The sequence below is a fragment of the Piezobacter thermophilus genome, from assembly GCF_055386745.1.
The window spans coordinates 18,863-37,866 of the sequence record NZ_AP042381.1 but is presented as its reverse complement, the minus strand read 5'-3'; the positions used below and the strand labels follow the sequence as shown (position 1 = coordinate 37,866).

Annotated in this window: 17 protein-coding genes; 11 read left to right on the top strand and 6 right to left on the bottom strand. The window is 67.3% G+C overall.

The genetic code is table 11. The annotated features are described in order from the left end of the window. Window positions 1-58: 58 nt before the first annotated feature. The gene (locus ACZ5CM_RS16100; protein WP_464642708.1) at window positions 59-715 is read right to left on the bottom strand and encodes an ABC transporter ATP-binding protein; all 657 of its coding nucleotides are present in this window, start codon (window positions 713-715) and stop codon (window positions 59-61) included. Window positions 716-731: 16 nt separating this feature from the next. Continuing rightward, the gene (locus tag ACZ5CM_RS16095; RefSeq protein ID WP_464642706.1) at window positions 732-2,105 is read right to left on the bottom strand and encodes a KpsE/RkpR family capsule polysaccharide export protein; all 1,374 of its coding nucleotides are present in this window, start codon (window positions 2,103-2,105) and stop codon (window positions 732-734) included. A gap of 134 nt (window positions 2,106-2,239) precedes the next feature. On the opposite strand from ACZ5CM_RS16095, the gene ACZ5CM_RS16090 reads away from it, so the two are divergent. Further along, complete coding sequence (locus ACZ5CM_RS16090; protein WP_464642704.1) at window positions 2,240-3,016, top strand: ABC transporter permease; 777 nt, start codon at window positions 2,240-2,242, stop codon at window positions 3,014-3,016. Here ACZ5CM_RS16090 and ACZ5CM_RS16085 read toward each other — a convergent pair. Beyond that, window positions 3,013-4,005 (bottom strand): glycosyltransferase, encoded by a 993-nt coding sequence (locus ACZ5CM_RS16085; protein WP_464642703.1) that lies wholly within the window; start codon window positions 4,003-4,005, stop codon window positions 3,013-3,015. The two genes, ACZ5CM_RS16090 and ACZ5CM_RS16085, sit on opposite strands and share 4 nt — an antisense overlap. A 170-nt stretch (window positions 4,006-4,175) precedes the next feature. On the opposite strand from ACZ5CM_RS16085, the gene ACZ5CM_RS16080 reads away from it, so the two are divergent. Then, window positions 4,176-5,189, top strand: coding sequence for an NAD-dependent epimerase/dehydratase family protein (locus ACZ5CM_RS16080; protein WP_464642701.1), 1,014 nt, complete (start codon window positions 4,176-4,178; stop codon window positions 5,187-5,189). 44 nt (window positions 5,190-5,233) lie between these two features. Here ACZ5CM_RS16080 and ACZ5CM_RS16075 read toward each other — a convergent pair whose 3' ends face one another. Together ACZ5CM_RS16075 and ACZ5CM_RS16070 are read right to left on the bottom strand one after the other, a co-directional pair. Next, window positions 5,234-6,292 (bottom strand): ParB/RepB/Spo0J family partition protein, encoded by a 1,059-nt coding sequence (locus ACZ5CM_RS16075; protein ID WP_464642699.1) that lies wholly within the window; start codon window positions 6,290-6,292, stop codon window positions 5,234-5,236. 49 nt (window positions 6,293-6,341) lie between these two features. Beyond that, window positions 6,342-7,745 carry an AAA family ATPase gene (locus tag ACZ5CM_RS16070; protein ID WP_464642697.1) on the bottom strand — a complete coding sequence of 468 codons (1,404 nt, stop codon included), beginning with the start codon at window positions 7,743-7,745 and terminating at the stop codon, window positions 6,342-6,344. Between the two features lie 397 nt (window positions 7,746-8,142). Here ACZ5CM_RS16070 and ACZ5CM_RS16065 point away from each other — a divergent pair, with 397 nt between their 5' ends. The 6 genes from ACZ5CM_RS16065 to ACZ5CM_RS16040 all read left to right on the top strand — a co-directional run bounded on the left by ACZ5CM_RS16065 (window position 8,143) and on the right by ACZ5CM_RS16040 (window position 14,208). Beyond that, on the top strand, window positions 8,143-9,165 hold the full coding sequence (locus ACZ5CM_RS16065; RefSeq protein WP_464642696.1) for a replication initiator protein A: 1,023 nt from the start codon (window positions 8,143-8,145) through the stop codon (window positions 9,163-9,165). A 363-nt stretch (window positions 9,166-9,528) separates the two neighbouring features. After that, entirely contained in the window at window positions 9,529-10,089 is a 561-nt protein-coding gene (gene rfbC / locus ACZ5CM_RS16060; protein WP_464642694.1) for a dTDP-4-dehydrorhamnose 3,5-epimerase, read from the top strand. Next, window positions 10,086-11,126, top strand: a complete 1,041-nt coding sequence (gene rfbB, locus ACZ5CM_RS16055; RefSeq protein WP_464642692.1) for a dTDP-glucose 4,6-dehydratase — start codon at window positions 10,086-10,088, stop codon at window positions 11,124-11,126. Before rfbC ends, rfbB begins: the two co-directional genes overlap by 4 nt. Before the next feature lie 88 nt (window positions 11,127-11,214). Continuing rightward, window positions 11,215-12,072, top strand: a complete 858-nt coding sequence (gene rfbD / locus ACZ5CM_RS16050) for a dTDP-4-dehydrorhamnose reductase (protein ID WP_464642690.1) — start codon at window positions 11,215-11,217, stop codon at window positions 12,070-12,072. Next, window positions 12,065-12,955, top strand: coding sequence for a glucose-1-phosphate thymidylyltransferase RfbA (rfbA, locus tag ACZ5CM_RS16045; protein WP_464642753.1), 891 nt, complete (start codon window positions 12,065-12,067; stop codon window positions 12,953-12,955). The genes rfbD and rfbA overlap by 8 nt, the downstream gene beginning before the upstream one ends. Beyond that, on the top strand, window positions 12,955-14,208 hold the full coding sequence (locus ACZ5CM_RS16040; RefSeq protein WP_464642752.1) for a glycosyltransferase family 4 protein: 1,254 nt from the start codon (window positions 12,955-12,957) through the stop codon (window positions 14,206-14,208). Before rfbA ends, ACZ5CM_RS16040 begins: the two co-directional genes overlap by 1 nt. 30 nt (window positions 14,209-14,238) lie before the next feature. Here ACZ5CM_RS16040 and ACZ5CM_RS16035 read toward each other — a convergent pair whose 3' ends face one another. Beyond that, window positions 14,239-15,360 carry a polysaccharide biosynthesis/export family protein gene (locus ACZ5CM_RS16035; RefSeq protein ID WP_464642750.1) on the bottom strand — a complete coding sequence of 374 codons (1,122 nt, stop codon included), beginning with the start codon at window positions 15,358-15,360 and terminating at the stop codon, window positions 14,239-14,241. 91 nt (window positions 15,361-15,451) lie between these two features. Between ACZ5CM_RS16035 and ACZ5CM_RS16030 the strand changes: the two genes are divergently transcribed. The 3 genes from ACZ5CM_RS16030 (at window position 15,452) to ACZ5CM_RS16020 (ending at window position 19,002) form a co-directional block, all read left to right on the top strand. Continuing rightward, entirely contained in the window at window positions 15,452-16,312 is an 861-nt protein-coding gene (locus tag ACZ5CM_RS16030) for an NAD-dependent epimerase/dehydratase family protein (protein ID WP_464642748.1), read from the top strand. Beyond that, window positions 16,309-16,923: a sugar transferase gene (locus ACZ5CM_RS16025; protein WP_464642746.1), complete on the top strand. Its 615-nt coding sequence runs from the start codon at window positions 16,309-16,311 to the stop codon at window positions 16,921-16,923. The genes ACZ5CM_RS16030 and ACZ5CM_RS16025 overlap by 4 nt, the downstream gene beginning before the upstream one ends. Before the next feature lie 204 nt (window positions 16,924-17,127). Further along, window positions 17,128-19,002, top strand: coding sequence for a polysaccharide biosynthesis protein (locus ACZ5CM_RS16020; protein WP_464642745.1), 1,875 nt, complete (start codon window positions 17,128-17,130; stop codon window positions 19,000-19,002). Window positions 19,003-19,004: the final 2 nt, after the last annotated feature.

Sequence of the window (19,004 nt, the reverse complement as noted above, 5' to 3'; positions counted from 1 at the left end):
CTATCATGGTGAATCTTTCGAATTTACGGAATATTTACCATAACACTGATTACGGGAATCACGCGGCCATGAGGGCCTGATGCACCGCGATCGCCTCTTCCAGATCGTCGAAATACTGCAACTGGCCGTTTTCCAGCACCAGGCCGGCATTGCAGAACTCGCGCAGCTGGCCCATGGAATGGCTGACCATGATCGCGCTGGAATGGCGCATCCGGTCGACGAAAACCGCCCGTGACTTGCGCCGGAAGGCCGCATCGCCCACGGCCGTCACCTCGTCCACCAGGTAGGTGTCGAAGCGGATCCCCATCGACGCCCCGAAGGTCAGGCGCGAACGCATCCCCGAGGAATAGGTGCGCACCGGCATGTGGAAGAACTTGCCCAGCTCGGCGAAATCCTCAACGAAAGCCAGCAGCGAATCCGTGTCTACGCCATAGATCCGGGCTATGAACCGGACATTCTGCGCGCCGGTCAGGTCGCGATGAAACGACCCGCCGAAGCCCACCGGCCAGGAAATCGAACCGTCGCTGACGACCCGCCCGGTATCGGGGCGCATGGTGCCCGCGATCATTTCCAGCAAGGTCGTCTTGCCCGCGCCGTTGCGGCCCAGCAGTGCCAGCGACTTTCCCGATGGCAGGGTCATGTCCAGGTGATCGATCACCAGCCGATACCGGCCCTGCACCCGGAAACCCTTGGAAAGGTTCTCGAACCGGATCACCCAGCCGCCTCCCCGTTCATCCCCGGTCGCGGATCGAATAGTAGATCAGCGCCACGATCGACCAGATCAGGGTCAGGAACAGGGCGACCAGCCCGCTCAGAAGCCAGCGCCGGGGATATTCCGACTCGGCGGCAAGGGTCGGGCGGATATAGGTGGCCAGATAGCGGCTCTGACGGGCGGCATCGTCCTTTGCCACCTGCAACGCGGTCAGCGCCGCGCGATAGGCGTCCTCGGCGAATTTCAGATCCACGCTCAGGCTTTCGTATTCGGCAATCACGCTGGGATAATCTTCGCTCAACCCGCCCGTTTCGGAACTGTCGCCGGCAAAGGTTTCCCGTTCATTGGCGATGCGATCGCGGATCACCTCGATCCTCTGCTGCGCCTTGGTCAGCCGCGGGTCATCCTCCTGCACGGTTTCGCGCAGCAGGTCGTATTCGATCAGCGCCGAGGCCAGTTGCTGCTGAAGGTTGTTCATCACCCCCAGCCGCCCCTGGATGTCCGCCGCCGGATCGACAATGCCGGTGCGCGCCCTGAACCGGGTCAGCGCCTCGCGGGCCGCCTTGAGCCGCGCGGCGGCCTCGTCCAGATCGGCCTGGGCATAGCGCAGCGCATCCTCGCGAATGCGGGCGTTCAGCGCGTTGATCCGTTCCTGGCTGATGCGCACGATCTCGGAGGTGACCTTCCGGGCCATCTCCGGGCTGAAGGCCAGCGCCTGTACCTCGGTCAGCCCGGTCTTGGCATCATAGGAGATCCCGACGATGCGCTGCCAGTACCACAGCAGATCCTCGCGCGAGGCATCGGGCCAGATCGCGAATACCCAGTCCCGCGGCCAGGGCTGCGAATAATGCGCCCGCAGATCCAGCCGCGCATCCACCGCATCGACCATTTCCTGACTCTGTATGAACTCGTAGAGAATATCGCTGTCCGAGGCCGCCGAGCGTCCGGCGAACTGCGCCAGCCCGCCCAGCAGGTCGTTGGCGCCGGAGCTTTCCTGGGTCCGCACCGTGAAGCCGGTGGTCGAGGCGTACTGGTCCGTGGCATAGGTCCACAGGTAGAAGACCGCCGCCGCCAGAGGCGCCAGCACGAAGATCACGAAACTGGCCAGCAGCCCCCAGTGGCGCGGCCGCATGCCTGCCGGACGGGCGATGGGCTGCACGGTGACGGTGGCCGGGATCGGCTGGACGGGTTTGCCCCCCGCCACTGCCGCCGCGCGGTTCGACACCTTGCCCGGAACCCCCGCGGCCTTGCCTTTCCCGCCCGGCTTTCCGGCGCCCCTCCGCCGCCCCGATTTCCGGCCCTGCCCGGCCCGCCCGGAAACTACGGTCAACTCGCCCGCTTCGGCCCTTGGCCCCTGCCGGGCGGCCCTGGTGGCCTTGCCATTCTTTGCCATCTTCGCCTTCTACGGCGCCAAGCCGTTTGAATTTCTTTCCCTTTTCATACATAACTGCGGCCACGAACGCCAGTATCGGCAGGCTTTTCATGGTCGCGATCCCCCCGCCTCAACCCCCTGCCCCGCCCCCGGCCATGCCCGGCCGCCGGCGGTTTGCCGCCCTGCGCACGGTGGTGGCGCTGATGCTGCGGGAAATGTCCACCCGCTATGGCAATACGCCCGGCGGCTATCTCTGGGCCGTGGTCGAACCGCTGGCGGCGATCGTCGTGCTCAGCATCGGCTTCTCGCTGATCATGCGCAGCCCGTCTCTGGGCACCACCTTCATCCTGTTCTACGCCACCGGCTACCTGCCCTTCGACCTGTTCCAGTCCCTGTCGAAGAAGATCGGCAATGCCATCAACTTCTCGCGCCCGCTGCTGAAATACCCGGCCGTGACCTGGGTAGATGCGGTGCTGGCGCGTTTCCTGCTCAATAGCCTGACCGCGATCCTGGTGACGATCCTGCTGCTGGCCGGCATCCTGATCCTGACCGAAAACCGCGCGGCGCTGGACCTGCCGCCGGTGCTTCTGGCCATGGCCGAGGCGATGCTGCTGGGCCTGGCCGTCGGCACGCTGAACTGCGCCCTGATCGGCCTGTTCCCGATCTGGGACATCGCATGGTCGATCATCACCAGGCCGCTGTTCCTGGCCTCGGGAATCTTCTACATCTACGAGGAACTCCCCCCGCTGGCCCAGGACATCCTGTGGTTCAACCCGCTGATCCACATCATCGGCCGGATGCGCACGGGCTTCTACCCCACCTATGCGCCGCAATACATCGACGGCACCTTCGTGTTCGGTGTCAGCCTCGCGCTGCTGGCGATGGGGCTCATCCTGCTGGGCCGCTATCACCGCGACATCCTGAACCGCTAGGCAGACCCCTGCCCGTCCCCGGCCAGCGCCAGGATCTGCGCGTGATCGACGCCGGTGCGCCCGCTCAGACCGTCGCGAACGGCCCGTGACAGAAGCCGCAGATAGACCCGCCGCTCGCCCCCGTGATCGCGCAGCTTCGAGACCCATTTCGGCAGCACCACCAGCAACACCGGCCAGAACAGCCAGCCGGCGGCCATCCGGTAAAGCAGCAACAGGTTGCGGTGATAGTAATAGACCTTCCACAAGGGCCGGAACCGGCCCCGCTGACCGTGAAAGGTGGAACAGTCATGTTCGAACTTCACCGACGGTTCGAACCCGATCCGCCCGCCGACCTTGCTCAGCCCCAGCGTGAACAGCCCGTCCTCGCCATAGACGAAAAGCGCGCCATCGGGATAGCCCACCCGCTCGATCGCCGCGCGCGAGATGAAAAGCCCCACGAACGAGGCCACATCCACCGCCCGGCCGGGGCCGGCATAATCCTCCAAGGCCAGGTGAAACCCCCGGCGCCCGCCGCCAATCAGGGTGCGGAGGAACTCCTGCCCGTGCCAGAACGGGTTGCGCGAGGGGCGGTTCATCTCGCAGATCTCGCCATCGGGCAGATAGACGGCGGCCGCCACCGCATCCCAACGGCCCGCATCCAGCGCGTGAAACGCCGCCAGCGCGCCGGGCTGCGGGCGGGCATCGTCGTCCATGACCACGATCCAGTCGGGGTCGAAGCGCTCCACCGCCAGCCGCATCCCCGTCTCGAACCCCCCTGCCCCGCCCATGTTGCGGGCGCTGCGATGCACCACCAGCCGCGGATCGTCGCACGCGGCCAGCCACTCACCCGTGCCGTCGGTCGAGGCATTGTCCACCACCACCACCGCCAGCAGCTCTTCCGGCGGGCTCTCCAGCAGCCGCGCCAGCGTCACCTTCAGCTGCGCCAGCCGGTCATGGGTGGCCACCACCGCCACCAGGCGTCGCCGCCCATCCTCTGCCTGTGCCGTCACGCGCGCCGCTCCCTGCCCTTTTCGGCCCCTGGATCAACCGGCATAAACCGGCAAACCGGCCGCATGTCAAACCGTCGCGCCCCCGCCCCGCCCCGGCACGCGGGCTGCCGCCCATGACACCGCCCATTTGCGGTTTGACAGCCCCGCCCCGCTGCGCCACCAAGGGCCCCATGCAGACCAGCGAACGCCACGCCCTCGTCACCGGCTCGGCCGGGTTCATCGGATACCATGTCGCCGCCCGGCTGCTCGGCCAGGGCTGGCAGGTGACCGGGCTCGACTGCCTGAGCGACTATTACGACGTCACCCTGAAGGAGCGCCGCCACGCCATGCTGGCCGGACATGACGGCTTCACCCCCGTCATCGGCCGCCTCGAAGACCCGGGACGGCTGATGGAGATCTTCCGCAGCACCCGCCCCGGCATCGTCATCCACCTGGCCGCCCAGGCCGGGGTACGCCACTCCATCGAGGCGCCGCGCGACTATGTGCAGGCCAATCTCGCCGGCACATTCGAGCTGCTCGAAGCGGCCCGGGCGCATCCGCCCGAACACATGCTGCTGGCCTCGACCTCGTCGGTCTATGGCGCCAATACCGCCATGCCCTATGGCGAGCGTGACAAGGCCGACACGCAGATGTCCTTCTATGCCGCCACCAAGAAGGCGACCGAGGCGATGGCGCATGCCTACGCCCATCTCTACCGCCTGCCCACGACCATGTTCCGCTTCTTCACCGTCTATGGCCCCTGGGGGCGGCCCGACATGGCGCATTTCAAGTTCACCCGCGCCATACTGGAGGGGCAACCGATCGAGGTCTACAACCGCGGCGAGATGAGCCGGGACTTCACCTATATCGACGATCTGGTGGACGGGATCACCGGGCTGATCGACGCCGTGCCCGGCGAAAAGCCGATCTCGGAACGTGACAGCCTCAGCCCCGTCGCCCCCTTCCGCATCGTCAATATCGGCAACAGCGCCCCGGTGAAGCTGATGGATTTCATCGCCGCCATCGAGGCCGCCTGCGGACGCGAGGCGGAAAAGATCATGCGCCCCATGCAGCCCGGCGACGTGCCCGCCACCTGGGCCGACACCGGGCTTCTGCACGAGCTTACCGGATATGTCCCGCAGGTGGATGTGCGCGAGGGCGTGCAGCGCTTCGTGGACTGGTTCCGGGACTATTACCGCGCCTGACCGCGGCAAATGTTTCGCATGCGAAACATTCCGATTGTGGAATGTCAGCCCGCGCGCCCGGCCAGCCAGCCCCGCAGATCTTCCACAAGCGCCGCGTCCACCTTCGGGCCGGTCAGCTCGATCCGCCCCTTGCCGGGGTGAAAGCTCAGCGACACCCCCGGCGCCGCATATTCCCGCTGCACGGCCGGCCGTTCGGAATCGGGCTTCCCTTCGGGCCTTTCCGGCGATGGGCCGGCTTCCGCTTTCGGGGCAGGGGTGTTCCGTTCCTCGATCGCGGCGGCCAGAATCCGCATTTCTTCCCCGGCGCTTCGGTTGGGGGATGATGCGAGCCTGTTGCGCACTTCAGAGACGAATTCCGGGTCGTGCAAAAGCGCCCGCGCCAAGGCCAGACCCAGCTTTTCGGAAATCGCGGTGGGATGTTTCAGATCGCCGTCAAAGGCCTCGACCAAGGGGATGAAGCTGCCGATCTTGGAACGCTTCGACCGGGTGGTATTGCCGAACAGCCCCCGCAGCGCCGCGCGCTGGTCGGGATAGACCCCCTCGCGCATGGCCTGCACGGCAATCCGGGCGCGCTCGTAGAAGCTCAGATTCACCCGGATCTCGTTCTCCTCGACCATCGCCACATAGGCCGCCTGCGCCGTCTGCGGCGCAATCACCCGGGCGCGGATGGTGGCGAAGCGCTCTTCCCCGGTCTCGGCATGAAGCCTGCGCAGCGCCGTGAGCCGCCGCCAGCCGGAAATCAGCCCGTAGCGCGGCTCTTCCCCTGCCGCGCCGGGCAGGCGGATCACCTCGACCGGGGTCTGCTGGCCGCGGGCGCGCATCGATTCCATCAGCGCGGAAAGCTCGTCCTCGTCCTGCACCATCCGGTCGCGCACCAGGTGGCCTTCGTCCACCGCCTCAAGCGGCACAAGCTCGATCATCAGCCCGTCGGCCCGCGCCGCATCCAGCGCCGCCGTCAGCTCCTCCAGCGCCGCCCGGGCCGAGGCATCGCCCGCAACCTGGGCAATCGGGGCCGAAACGGGCGGCATGGATTTCACCTCGGGCGCCCGCTGTCCCTCAAGATAACCCGGCTGCGCCGGGGTCAGCCGCTTGCGTCTGGCCATTGCACGTCCTCCTTGCCCGATCCGGTCCCCATGCCTGCCACGAAAATCTTTACGCCCCCTCCACCGCCCGTTCGGAGGCCTTCTGGTCGCGCCGCCAGATGCCCAGAAGCAGCCGCTTGAAGGCGGCATAGGTGGCATCGAAGGTTTCCCGCCCGCGGGCATAGGTCTCGCGGTTGAAATCGCGATAATCGGCCTCGTAGATACCGCTGACCTGTTCGCCGGCCTGGCCGATCAGCGCGGTGAAATCCTGCCGGTGCGGCGACAGCGTTCGCCCCATATAGGCCTGGATCAGCGCTGCCAGCTCTCCCTGCTGGGCGCCGTCATAGCGGGTGATGACCGCCCGCACCGCATCCCATTCGAAGGCCATCCCCGGCCGCCCCAGCGCCCGGGCAGCCATGTTCTCGCCCTCCTCGATCGAGGCGAAGGTGGCGTGCAGCATGTCGAAAAACCGCCCCGTAGAGTCGAATTCCAGGAAGGAGGCCCCCAGCGGCACCAGCAGGATATCGGCCGCGGCCAGCCCGTTGATGGTCAGATAGCCAAGCGCCGGCGGCGTGTCGATGAACACCAGGTCGTAGTCGTCCAGCACCCCGTCGGCGGCCAGCCGGTCGGTCAGCGCATCCCACAGCTTCCAGCTGCGCGCCTGCATCCGCCAGACAGGGATCTGGAACTCGGCCCAGTAGAGATTCAGCTGTGCCCCGATCAGGTCGATATTGGGCCAGTGCGTCTTGCGGATCACGTCGCCCGCGCCCATCTCCAGCGCCGTGCTCAGCGCCTCGTCCAGCGGCAGCGGCGCCTCGCCCCGGCCCACCCGAATCCGGTTCTCTTCGCGCAGGTGCTCGGCATAATGCCGCGCCAGCAGCGGAAAGGCGGTGCCCCATTCGTCCTCGACCCGGCCGCCGAAGATCGAGGTCATCGACCCCTGGCTGTCGAGGTCGATCACCAGCACCCGATAGCCGTCCAGCGCCGCCGACATGGCCAGATGCGCCGCCGTCGAGGTCTTGCCCACCCCGCCCTTGAAATTGGCCACCGCCACCAGCTTGGCCGGCAGCCCCTCGGGCCGCCAGGGCAGGTAGTTCTTGGCCCTCGAACCCTGCGCGCCGAAGAACGCCCGCAGCCGCAGCACCTCGTCGAGGGTGAACCACTTGGCCCCGCCCGGGGTTTCCGAGCGGCCCTGCGGCAGATCCGGGTTCTGGCGCAGCACCCGGCGGAAATGCGCCTGCGCCACCGGGATCAGGTAGCGGCAGATTTCCCAGGTCGAGAACAGCCGCAGCGTCTTGCGCCCCTCTTCGTCCAATCCGCGGCTGGCCAGATCCGCCCGGCCGCGGGCGCAGGCCTCGGCGATGCGGGCAAACCCGTCGGTTCCGGTAGGCGGATCCAGTTCGGCCAGCGCCGCGTCAGGATCGATGTTGAAATAGGGGGGAAGGCCCGTTCCTGCCGTTCCGTCTCTTGCCATGAGGAAAACCGCTCGATGTACCGTGTTTTTGGAAACATACCACAAAACACGGTACATGAAAGAAAAACAGCAACAATGCCTTCTTTTCTCAAGCAATTCCGGGGCCTGATGTTGCCGATATACCGCAGGATCGGGTCCGAAGCGAGATCTTCGGGAAGTTAGATTCCAGTTATTCTGTGTTACGTCATTTTGCTGTTTGGTCAGCGTGTTGAAATCACGGGCTTTTTTCTCTTCTGCGCGCTCATTCCCGATTCCGATCCCACGAAAGATCGAATCCGATCCCACGTTTGCCCGACTCCGAACCCACGATGGGTTGCGCGCAACGCCGTTGCGGGGGCTTGTGGATAACTTTACCCTGTGCGTCATTGAAACCACGAAACCGAGTCGGAAACCGACCATGGGCAGGGCGATGACAGGGACCGGGGCAGGGGGGCTTCTGCCCGCGAGGCACAGGCAGAGGGATTTCTTCCTCTGCGACATTTTCGACGCGATCCCCAAGGACGACCTGGCCAGCATGGAGCACCCGCTGTTCTCGCTGGCCACCCGTCCCGACCGGCGGATCCTTCACTATGCCCATAACGGGGTGGAGATCACCGTGACCCCCTCGGTGCGGGGGCTGGCCACGATCCATGACAAGGACATCCTGATCTTCTGCATCAGCCAGCTGATGGCGGCCCTCAATGCCGGGCGCCGGGTCAGCCGCACCCTGCATCTCAAGGCCCATGATCTGCTGGTGGCGACCAATCGTGAAACCAGCGGTGATGCCTATCGCCGCCTGCGCGAGGCCTTCGAGCGCCTCGCCGGCACCCGCATCACCACCAACATCGTCACCGGCGAGGTGGAAACCACCACCGGGTTCGGGCTGATCGAAAGCTGGGAGATCGTGCGCCGCACCCGCGGTGGCCGGATGGTCAGCGTGGCGGTGACGCTCTCGGAATGGCTCTACCGCGCGGTGCTGTCAAAATCGGTGCTGACGCTGTCGCGCGACTATTTCCGGCTGCGCAAGCCGCTGGAGCGACGGATCTACGAGCTGGCGCGCAAGCATTGCGGCCGGCAGGAGGGGTGGACGGTCTCGGTCGAGACGCTGCTGAAGAAATCCGGCTCCGCCTCGCCCCGGCGGGTGTTCCGCAAGATGCTGCGCGATATGATCGCGGCCGATCACCTGCCCGATTACATGATGGAGGAGCTGCCCGGCGACCTGATCCGCTTCTCGCCGCGCGCGCCGGTGGTGGAAGCCGCTCCGCCGGTGCTGAGCGCGGCGGCGCTGGAACAGGCTCGGGCGCTGATGCCTGGCCGGGACGTTCATGCGCTTGAGGCCGAATGGCGAGGGATCTGGGCGCGCACCGGCGGGCAACGGCTGCGCAGCCCGGATGCGGCCTTTCTGGGGTGGGTGAAGAAACGGGCAGGGAGGGCTTCGTGACCTGCGCGCATCCCGGTTTTTCAGAAACAAGGGGCTCTGCCCCTCTTGGCCTGCGGCCAATTCACCCCGGAGTATTTTTGGCAAGAGGAAGGGAGGAGGCGCGCCCGGCACCTCTTCCCCGGAAAGAGATCTTGTGCCCTTCCCCTTGCACGGCCATCGGCGCTCCCGCCTGTGCCGTGGGAACAGAATGGACCATCAGGGTTAAGAAACCGTTTCTTCCTCTTGCTGGAAATACTCCGGGGGAGTCGCGGCTTGCCGCGACGGGGGCAGCGCCCCCGAACCCGCCCGCCGGCTGGTGCCGTCTGTACCCATCTGTTAGGGAAAGGCCATTGATGATTCAGGAAATTGCCGGCGGATTTCGGAATGCAGATTGAAACCACTACCCTTCCCGGACTCCTGATCCTGACACCGCGCCGTTTCGGTGACACGCGCGGGTTCTTTTCCGAAAGCTGGAATCGCCGCACGCTGGCCCAACACGGGATCGAGCTGGATTTTGTCCAGGACAATCATTCGCTGTCGCGCCGTTCGGGCACGTTGCGGGGGCTGCATTTCCAGGCCCCGCCGCACGCCCAGGACAAGCTGGTGCGCTGCGGGAGGGGGCGGCTCTTCGACGTGGCGGTGGATATCCGCAAGGGCTCACCCACATACGGGCGCTGGTTCGGCACCGAGCTTTCCACCGAAAACGGCCGCCAGCTGCTGATCCCCAAGGGCTTTCTGCACGGCTTTGTCACCCGTGAACCCGATACCGAGATCCTCTACAAGTGCACGGACTACTACGCGCCCGACTGCGACGGCGCGGTGCGCTGGGACAGCTGTGGCATCGACTGGGGGCTTGCGGACCCTCCGATCCTGTCGGAAAGGGATGCCGCCGCCCCGCCTCTGGCCGCGTTCGACAGCCCTTTCACCTGGGAGGGCGACGTATGAAGCTCCTGGTCACGGGCGGCGCCGGGTTCATCGGCTCGGCCGTGGTGCGCCGTGCGATCGGCGCGGGTCATGCCGTGGTGAACGTGGATGCCCTGACCTATGCAGCCTGCCTCGACAATCTGACCGAGGTCGCGGACAGGCCCGAATACGCCTTCGTAGAGGCTGATATCCGCGACCGCCCGGCGATGGATGCGGTGCTGGCCGAACACCGCCCCGACGCCATCATGCACCTGGCGGCCGAGTCCCATGTGGACCGCTCCATCGACGACCCCGGCGCCTCCATCGAAACCAACGTGACCGGCACCTTCACCCTGCTCGAGGCCGCCCGGGCATACTGGAGCGCCCGGGGCCGTCCTGAAAGCTTCCGCTTCCACCACATCTCCACCGACGAGGTCTATGGCAGCCTCGGCGCCGATGGCCGCTTCACCGAAGACACGCCCTACGATCCGCGCAGCCCCTATTCGGCCTCCAAGGCCGCCTCCGACCACCTGGTGCGGGCGTGGTTCCACACCTACGGGCTGCCGGTGGTGCTGACCAACTGCTCGAACAATTACGGCCCCTTCCAGTTCCCGGAAAAGCTGATCCCGGTGGTCATCCTCAACGCGCTGGCGGGCCGGCCGATCCCGGTCTACGGGCGCGGGGAAAACGTGCGCGACTGGCTGCATGTCGAGGATCACGCCGAGGCCCTCCTGCTGGTGCTGGAAAAGGGCAGGGTGGGGCGGTCCTACAATATCGGCGGCGAGGCCGAGGCCCGCAACATCGACCTCGTGCGCATGATCTGCGCCATCCTCGACCGCAAGCGCCCCGAAGGCGCCCCCCATGCCCGCCTGATCACCTTCGTCGAGGACCGCCCCGGCCACGATCTGCGCTATGCCATCAACCCCACCCGCATCCGCGAGGAGTTGGGCTGGCGGCCTTCCGTCACGCTGGAGGAAGGGCTGGGGCGCACCGTGCAATGGTATCTCGACAACGAGGCCTGGTGGCGCGCCCTGCAGAACCGCGAGGGCGTCGGCCGGCGCCTGGGCCGGGGGGCATGACTTTCGTGCTTCCTCTTGCCCCAAATACTCCGGGGTCCGGGGCAGAGCCCCGGCGCCCGCGTTGCCACCCAGCCGGATGGTGGCCGCCATGACCATCCTTGCCTTCGGGAAGACCGGGCAGGTGGGGCGCGAACTGGAGCGCCTTCCCGGCGTGACCTGCCTTGGCCGGGAGCGGGCGGATCTGTCGGACCAGGCTGCCTGCGCGGCGGTGATCCGGGCCGCGCGGCCGCGCGCGGTCATCAATGCCGCCGCCTGGACCGATGTGGACGGGGCCGAGGCCGAGGAGGCCCGCGCCCGCAGGATCAACGCCGAGGCCCCCGCCGCCATGGCGGCACAATGCGCCGCCCTTGGCATCCCCTTCGTGACCATCTCCACCGATTATGTCTTCGACGGCAGCGGCGAAACCCCCTGGCGCCCCGACGATACCCCCGCCCCGATCAACGCCTATGGCCGCACCAAGCTGGCCGGGGAAAGGGCCGTGGCCGGAGCAGGGGGGGCATGGGCGGTGCTGCGCACTTCATGGGTGTTCTCCCCCCATGGCCGCAACTTCGTCACCACCATGCTGCGGCTGGGCCGCAGCCGTGACGCGCTCGACGTGGTGGCCGATCAGGTGGGTGGCCCGACACCGGCCGGCGCCATTGCCCGGGCCTGCCGCAACATCGCCGAAACCCTTTGCGCAGAGCCTGAAAAGAGCGGCATCTACCATTTCTCGGGCAGCCCGGATATCGACTGGGCAGGGTTTGCCCGGGAAATCTTCGCCCAGGCCGGGCTCGGCTGCACCGTGCGCGACATCGCCTCCGGCGACTGGCCAACCCCGGCGGCGCGGCCGCGCAATTCCCGCCTCGATTGTTCACGAACGGAGACGGTTTTCGGCCTGAAAAGGCCCGATTGGCGCGCCAGTCTGCGCGCGACCCTGAGAGAGATGAAAGAGGTCGAAGATGAGTGAAACCGGAACCGGGCGCAAGGGGATCATCCTCGCCGGCGGGTCGGGCACCCGGCTGTGGCCGATCACCATGGGATTGTCCAAGCAGCTGCTGCCGATCTACGACAAGCCGATGATCTATTACCCGCTCTCGGTGCTGATGCTGACCGGCATCCGCGACATCTGCGTCATCACCACCCCCCAGGACAGCGACCAGTTCCGCCGCACGCTGGGCGATGGGTCGCAATGGGGTGTGCGGCTCGCTTACGTCACCCAGCCCAGCCCCGACGGGCTGGCCCAGGCCTATGTGCTGGCCGAGGATTTCCTTGCCGGTGCCCCCAGCGCCATGGTGCTGGGCGACAACATCTTCTTCGGGCACGGCCTGCCGCAGCTGCTGGCGCGGGCCGATGCGCGAAAGCGGGGCGGCACCGTGTTCGGCTATCACGTGGCCGATCCCGAACGCTATGGCGTCGTCGCCTTCGGCCCCGGCGGAGAGGTGCGCGAGATCGTCGAGAAACCCGTCGTGCCGCCCTCGAACTACGCGGTGACGGGGCTCTATTTCCTCGACGGCACCGCGCCCGAGCGCGCCCGCCGCGTCACTCCTTCAGCACGGGGCGAACTGGAGATCACCTCGCTTCTGGGCATGTATCTCGAAGACGGGGAACTGGCGGTCGAGACCATGGGCCGCGGCTTTGCCTGGCTCGATACCGGCACCCATGGCAGCCTGCTGGAGGCGGGCAATTTCGTGCGCACGCTGGAAGAGCGCCAGGGGCTGCAGGCCGGCTGCCCCGAAGAGATCGCTTGGCGGCAGGGCTGGATCGGCGATGACGACCTGGCCGCCCGGGCCGAGATGTTCGCGAAGAATGCCTATGGCCGCTATCTTGCGGCGCTGCTGGAGGGGTCGTGATGGATATTCTCTTCGTGCACCAGAACATGCCGGGTCAGTATCGGGAAATGCTCAAATGGCTGGTGGCGCAGGGCGGGCACCGGATCGTCTTTCTCACCCAGCGGCAGGATGCGCCGACCCTGAAGGGCGTGGTCACGCGGGTCTATGCCCCCCATCACAAGCCGGCCGAAGGCGCCTACGGGCTGTCGAAGGTCTGGGAGGAGGCCACCGGCGCGGGGTTCGGCGCGGCCATGGCGGCGCGGGCGCTGGAGCGCGACGAGGGTTTTCGCCCCGATCTGGTGATGGGGCATACCGGCTGGGGCGAGTTGCTGTTCATGAAGCAGATCTGGCCCGACGTGCCGGTGCTGGGGTTTTTCGAATATTTCTACCGCATGAAGGGCGGCCTGGTGGGCTTCGACCCGGACGAGCCGGTCTCGGAGCACGCCCCCTTCATCAACCACGCCCGCAACGCGGTGCCTTTCGCCAGCATCGAAAGCGTAGATCTGGGCCATGTGCCGACCGCGTGGCAGAGAGACCTCTTTCCCGAAAGTTTCCACGACCGGTTCTATGTCTGCCATGACGGCATCCGCACCGATTTCCTGCGTCCCGACCCGGATGTGGCGCTGCCGCTGCAGCGGCTGGGCCGGGCGCTGACCCGCGCGGACGAGGTGTTCACCTACATGGCGCGCAATCTCGAACATGCGCGCGGCTTTCACATCTTCATGCGCGCCCTGCCGAAGATTCTTGCCGCCCGCCCGGCGGCGCGGGTAGTGGTGATCGGCGGCGACGATGTCTCCTATGGCCGCAAGAGCGACCACCCCGGGGGCCTGCGCGCCGAACTGACCGAGGAGCTGGGCGATTCGGTGGACTGGAGCCGGGTGCACTTCATCGGCCGGGTGCCCTATTCGGCCTTCTGCCAGGTGGTGCAGCTCAGCCGCTGCCACATCTACCTGACCATGCCCTTCGTGCTGTCGTGGTCGTTGCTCGAGGCGATGTCGATGCAGGCCACCATCGTCGCCTCGGACGTGGCCCCGGTGCGCGAGGCGATCGACCATGGCGAGACCGGGCTGCTGGTGGATTTCTTCGATGTGGATGCGCTGGCCGATCAGGTCATCGACGTGCTGGCCAATCCCGGCGATTACGCGCATCTGGGCCCGGCGGCGCGGGCGCATGTGGTGGAGAAATACGACTTTCTCACCCGCTGCCTGCCCGAGCATGTGGCGCGGATGAATTCGCTCGTGCCGAAGGCGCGGCGGATGGAGGCGCCGCGCTGAACCGTCCCGGCGGTGAGTGCGGGAACGGGATCAGTTGATCACCCCGGCCCTGCTGAACACGCCGTAGAAGTTGCCGACGATGTTGGAGATGGTCAGCAGGTCGTTGATCGGCGATTCGGTGGCCATGACCAGATCGCCCGAATTGATCTCGAAATTGCGGGCCGAAAACAGCCCGTCGGGCGTGGTCAGGTTCAGCGTGAACACCACCCGCGTCCGGCGCGGGCCGCGATTGCCGGGCCGCACCGCCGAGGGCGGGTATTCGCGCAGCACCAGCAGCCCCTTGGGGTCGGCCTTTGAGTCGTTGACCCCGCCCATGGCGGCGATGGCGTCCATGGCCGACATCCGGTCTCTGGTGAAGATGTGGATGGCCTCGGTGCCGGTGGCGCCGAAGGAGAGGAAATAGCGCTCGTCCTCTTCCACGAACACCCGGTCGCCGCCCCTGAGCAGCGTGTCCAGCGACGGATCCGACAGCAGGCTGTTGACCGAGGTTCCGTAGAGGCGTCCGCCCCGCATCAGCCGGATCTGCGGGTTGTTGAGCCGCTCGGATATGCCGCCGCCGGCCGCGATCAGCCCCATCACCGTATAGTTGCGGTCCGGCATCGGGTAGGTGCCGGGATTGAGCACGCCGCTGACCAGATCAACCGAGTTGTTGCGCCCCTCGGTCATGTCCAGCTGCACCTGCGCCGAGGGCACGATTCCCTCCAGTGCTTTCTGCACCCGTTCGCGGGCCAGGTCGGGGCTGAGCCCCACCACGCTGACATTGCCCACATAGGGCAGGAAGATGGTGCCGTTCGCGGCCACCCGGATGTCGGGCAGGGCAATCTCCTTCTGTCCGGTCGAGGTCAGCAGGGAATTGTCGGAACTGTCCCAGATGCGGATGTTCAGCCGGTCGCCGGGCTGGATGATCTGGTTGTTCGCCCCCTTGCTGTGGCGGATCCAGCTCAGCCGCTTTTCGCCGCCGGTGGGGGGCCATTTGGCGACCACCGGCAGGAAGGCGCGGTTGACCTGGTAGAGCGCGAAATCGGCGTCCGGCTTTTGTGCCAGATTGACGAATTCGGTGCTGGTGGGGCCGCCGCCGGGAAGTGCCGTGCAGCCGGCAAGCAGGGTCAGCGCAAGCGCGGGAGCGGCGAGGATCTGTCGAAGGATGCGCATGTGCCGACCTGCCTGACTGCGGGGAAACCTGTTGCATTTTCCGGGCCGCAAGATACTGGCACCGGTGGGGCGGTCAACAGAAAGGGCGCGCATGATGCCGTTTCCGCAGGTTCTGGTCCTTGGCGCAACAGGCCGGCTCGGCACGATCCTGCGCCGCTTTCTGCCCCCCGCCGGCCGGGGGCGGATGCGCTGGCAGGCCCGCCGCGAGATGCCCGGCCCCGGCTGGCTGTTCTTCGATCCGCTGGCCGACGGGGCGGCGCTGGCCCGGGCGGCCGAAGGCTGCGACGCGATCCTGTGCCTTGCCGGCGTCACCCCGGCGCGGGCCGCTTCGGGGGCGGAGCTGGCCGACAACGCCGCCCTGGCGCGGGCGGCGGTGCGGGCGGCGGGGCAGGGGGGGTGCCCGCGGGTGCTGCTGGCCTCGTCGGCGGCGGTCTACGGGCGCGCGCGGGGGCTTCTGCGCGAGGACATGGCCCCGGCGCCGGTATCGGATTACGGCCGCGCCAAGGCCTTGATGGAAGAGCGCGCCGCCGAGGCGGGCGCGCGCGAGGGGGTGGCCGTGACCAGCCTGCGCATCGGCAACGTGGCCGGGGCGGATGCGATCCTGGGCGGCTGGCGGCCCGGCTTCCGGCTGGACCGTTTCCCGGACGGGCGCACGCCCCGGCGCAGCTATGTGGGGCCGGCCACGCTGGCGCGGGTGCTGGCCGATCTTCTGGCCGCGCCGGGGCGTCTGCCGGGGGCGCTCAATCTCGCCGCGCCCGGCGTGGTGGAGATGGGCGCGTTGCTGGACGCGGCGGGGCTGGGCTGGAGGGCGCGCCCGGCCCCGCCCGAGGCCGTCGCCGAGGTGCGGCTTGACCTTTCGCGGCTGCTGCGGTTGACCTCCTTCGCCCCGGCCGAAAGCCGCCCCGAAACCATGGTGGCGCAATGGCACGCACTGGAGGAGGATGCCCCGTGACCCTGTCCAAGCGGCTTCTCGACCTGTTCTTCGCGCTGTTGCTGGTGGCGCTTCTGTGGCCGCTGATCCTCGGCCTGGCGCTGTGGCTGTGGCGCCGGCAGGGCCGCCCGGTCTTCTATGTCTCCGAGCGGATGAAGGGCGTGGACGAGCCTTTCATGCTGTGGAAGTTCCGCACCATGACCGTGGCCGAGGAGGATCGCGGCGTCTCGGGCGGGCACAAGGCGGCGCGGATCACCCCCGAGGGCGCCTGGCTGCGCGCCCGCCGCCTGGACGAGCTGCCGCAGCTGTGGAACATCATCAAGGGCGATCTCAGCTTCGTCGGCCCGCGCCCGCCGCTGCGCGAATATGTGGAGCGCTTTCCCGACCTCTACGCCCGGGTGCTGAAATCGCGCCCCGGGGTGACCGGGCTGGCCTCGATCGTCTATCACCGGCACGAAAGCGAACTGCTGGCGCGCTGCGCCACGCCCGAGGAAACCGATGCCGTCTATACCCGCATCTGCATTCCCGCCAAGGCGCGGCTGGATCTCATCTATCAGCGCCACCGCAACCTGTGCTACGATTTCGACCTGGTGTTCCAGACCGTCGGCAACCTCTTCCGGCGCCGGGGCTGAGCGGCAGGTTCCTGCCGTTTCCGGCAAGGTTGACGCAATTTCAACCAAAAGCCGATAGGCAGCTGGCCGCCGGCGCGTTACACCGAAATCGTTGAGTTGATTGCGTGTCCTGCGCGCGGTGCGATGAACCTGGACGAGTGTCAGTGCATGATGAAACGGTTTCGACGACATGCTGCCAGTCCGAAAGCGGCGGGGAGGGCCTGAATGCACAGGCTGATCCTTTCGTTGTCGCGCCGGCAGAAGGCCCAGGTGTTCCTGGCCATCGACCTGGCGCTGATTCCGGCGGCGATGCTGTTCACCTTCGCAGTGCAGACCCAGCCGCAGCCGGCCCTGCAGATGCTGTTGCGCTATCTGCCGGTTCTGCCCTCGATCCTGCCGATCGCCATTGCTTCGCTGATGTGGCTGGGGCTGCCGCAGATCCCGCTCAAGGATTACGAACGCCACGCCGTCGGGCTGACGGCGGTGCATGCGGCGCTGGTCGCCGTGGCCATGGCGGTGCTGTCGCCCTTCATCGCGACGCCGCTGCCGCTGGGTACTCATGTGACCTTCGCCATCGGCTATTTCCTGATGCTGGTGGCCAGCCGCGCGGTGCTCTACCAGATCGTTCTGGCCATCTACGACAGGGCCGGGCCGCGCTGCCGGGTGCTGATCTACGGCGCCGGCAATACCGGCACCCAGCTGGCCCATGCGCTCAAGGCCCATGACAGCATCGACCCGGTGGCCTTCGTGGACGACAACGGCTCGCTCCAGGGCATGGTGGTGGCCGGGCTGCCGGTGCACGCGCCCGCGCGCATCGCCGAACTGGTGGCCGAGAAGGACATCAGGCGGGTGCTGCTGGCGATGCCTTCGGTGTCGCAGCCCCGGCAGGCGCAGATCGCCCGGCGGCTGCAGAAGATGGGGCTGGAGGTGCAGGCGCTGCCCTCGTTTGCCCAGCTGATCGGGGAAGAGGCGCTGCTGGACAAGCTGACCCCGGTGGCGCCGCATGCCTTCCTGGGACGCAAGTCCCGGGCCGAGGGGCTGGGCCGGGCGGCCGCGAGCTATGCCGGGCGGGTGGTGCTGGTCTCCGGCGCCGGCGGCTCCATCGGGTCCGAGCTGTGCCGCCAGCTGCTGTCCTGCCGCCCGGCGCGGCTGGTGCTGTTCGAGATCGCCGAACCGGCGCTGCATGCGGTGGAGCAGGAGCTGCGACCGCTGGCCGAGGATGCCGGGGTCGAGATCGTGCCGGTGCTGGGTTCGGTCACCGATTCGGGCCAGGTGCGCCGGGCGCTGACCGGCCACGGCGTTCAGGTGGTGCTGCACGCGGCCGCCTACAAGCATGTGCCGATGGTCGAGATGAACCCGCTGCCGGGGCTGGCCAACAACGTGTTCGGCACCCAGGTGCTGGCGCGCGAGGCCGCCGAGGCGGGGGTGGAGCGGTTCATCCTGATCTCGACCGACAAGGCGGTGCGCCCGGCCAATGTCATGGGGGCGTCGAAGCGGCTGGCCGAGCTGGTGGTGCAGGATCTGGCCTCGCGCGCGCAGGGCACAGTCTTTGCCATGGTCCGGTTCGGCAACGTGCTGGGATCCTCCGGTTCGGTGGTCCCGCTGTTCCAGGAGCAGGTCAGCCGCGGCGGTCCGGTCACCGTCACCGACCCGCAGGTGAAGCGCTATTTCATGACCATCCGCGAGGCGGTGCAGCTGGTGCTCAAGGCCGGGGCCGAGGCCAGGGGCGGCGAGGTCTTCGTTCTCGACATGGGGCAGCCGGTGCCGATCATGCGGCTGGCCCGGCAGGTGATCGAAAGCGCGGGCTACACGGTGCGCGATGCCGACAACCCCGATGGCGACATCGAGATCGAGATCATCGGCCTGCGCCCCGGCGAGAAGCTGGAGGAAGAGCTGACCCTGTCGGGGGATCTGGTCGGCACCCGTTACAGCAAGATCTTCTGCGCGCAGGAGGCCGGGTTGTCCGAGATCGAGGTCGCGGCGATGCTGCGCAATCTGGCCGAGGTGGTAGAGGCCGGCGACGAGGAGGCCGCCCGGTCGCTGATCCGGTGCTGGGTCGAGGGCTACCGGCCGCGGGAGGTACGGTCGGCTGCCCGGTGAAG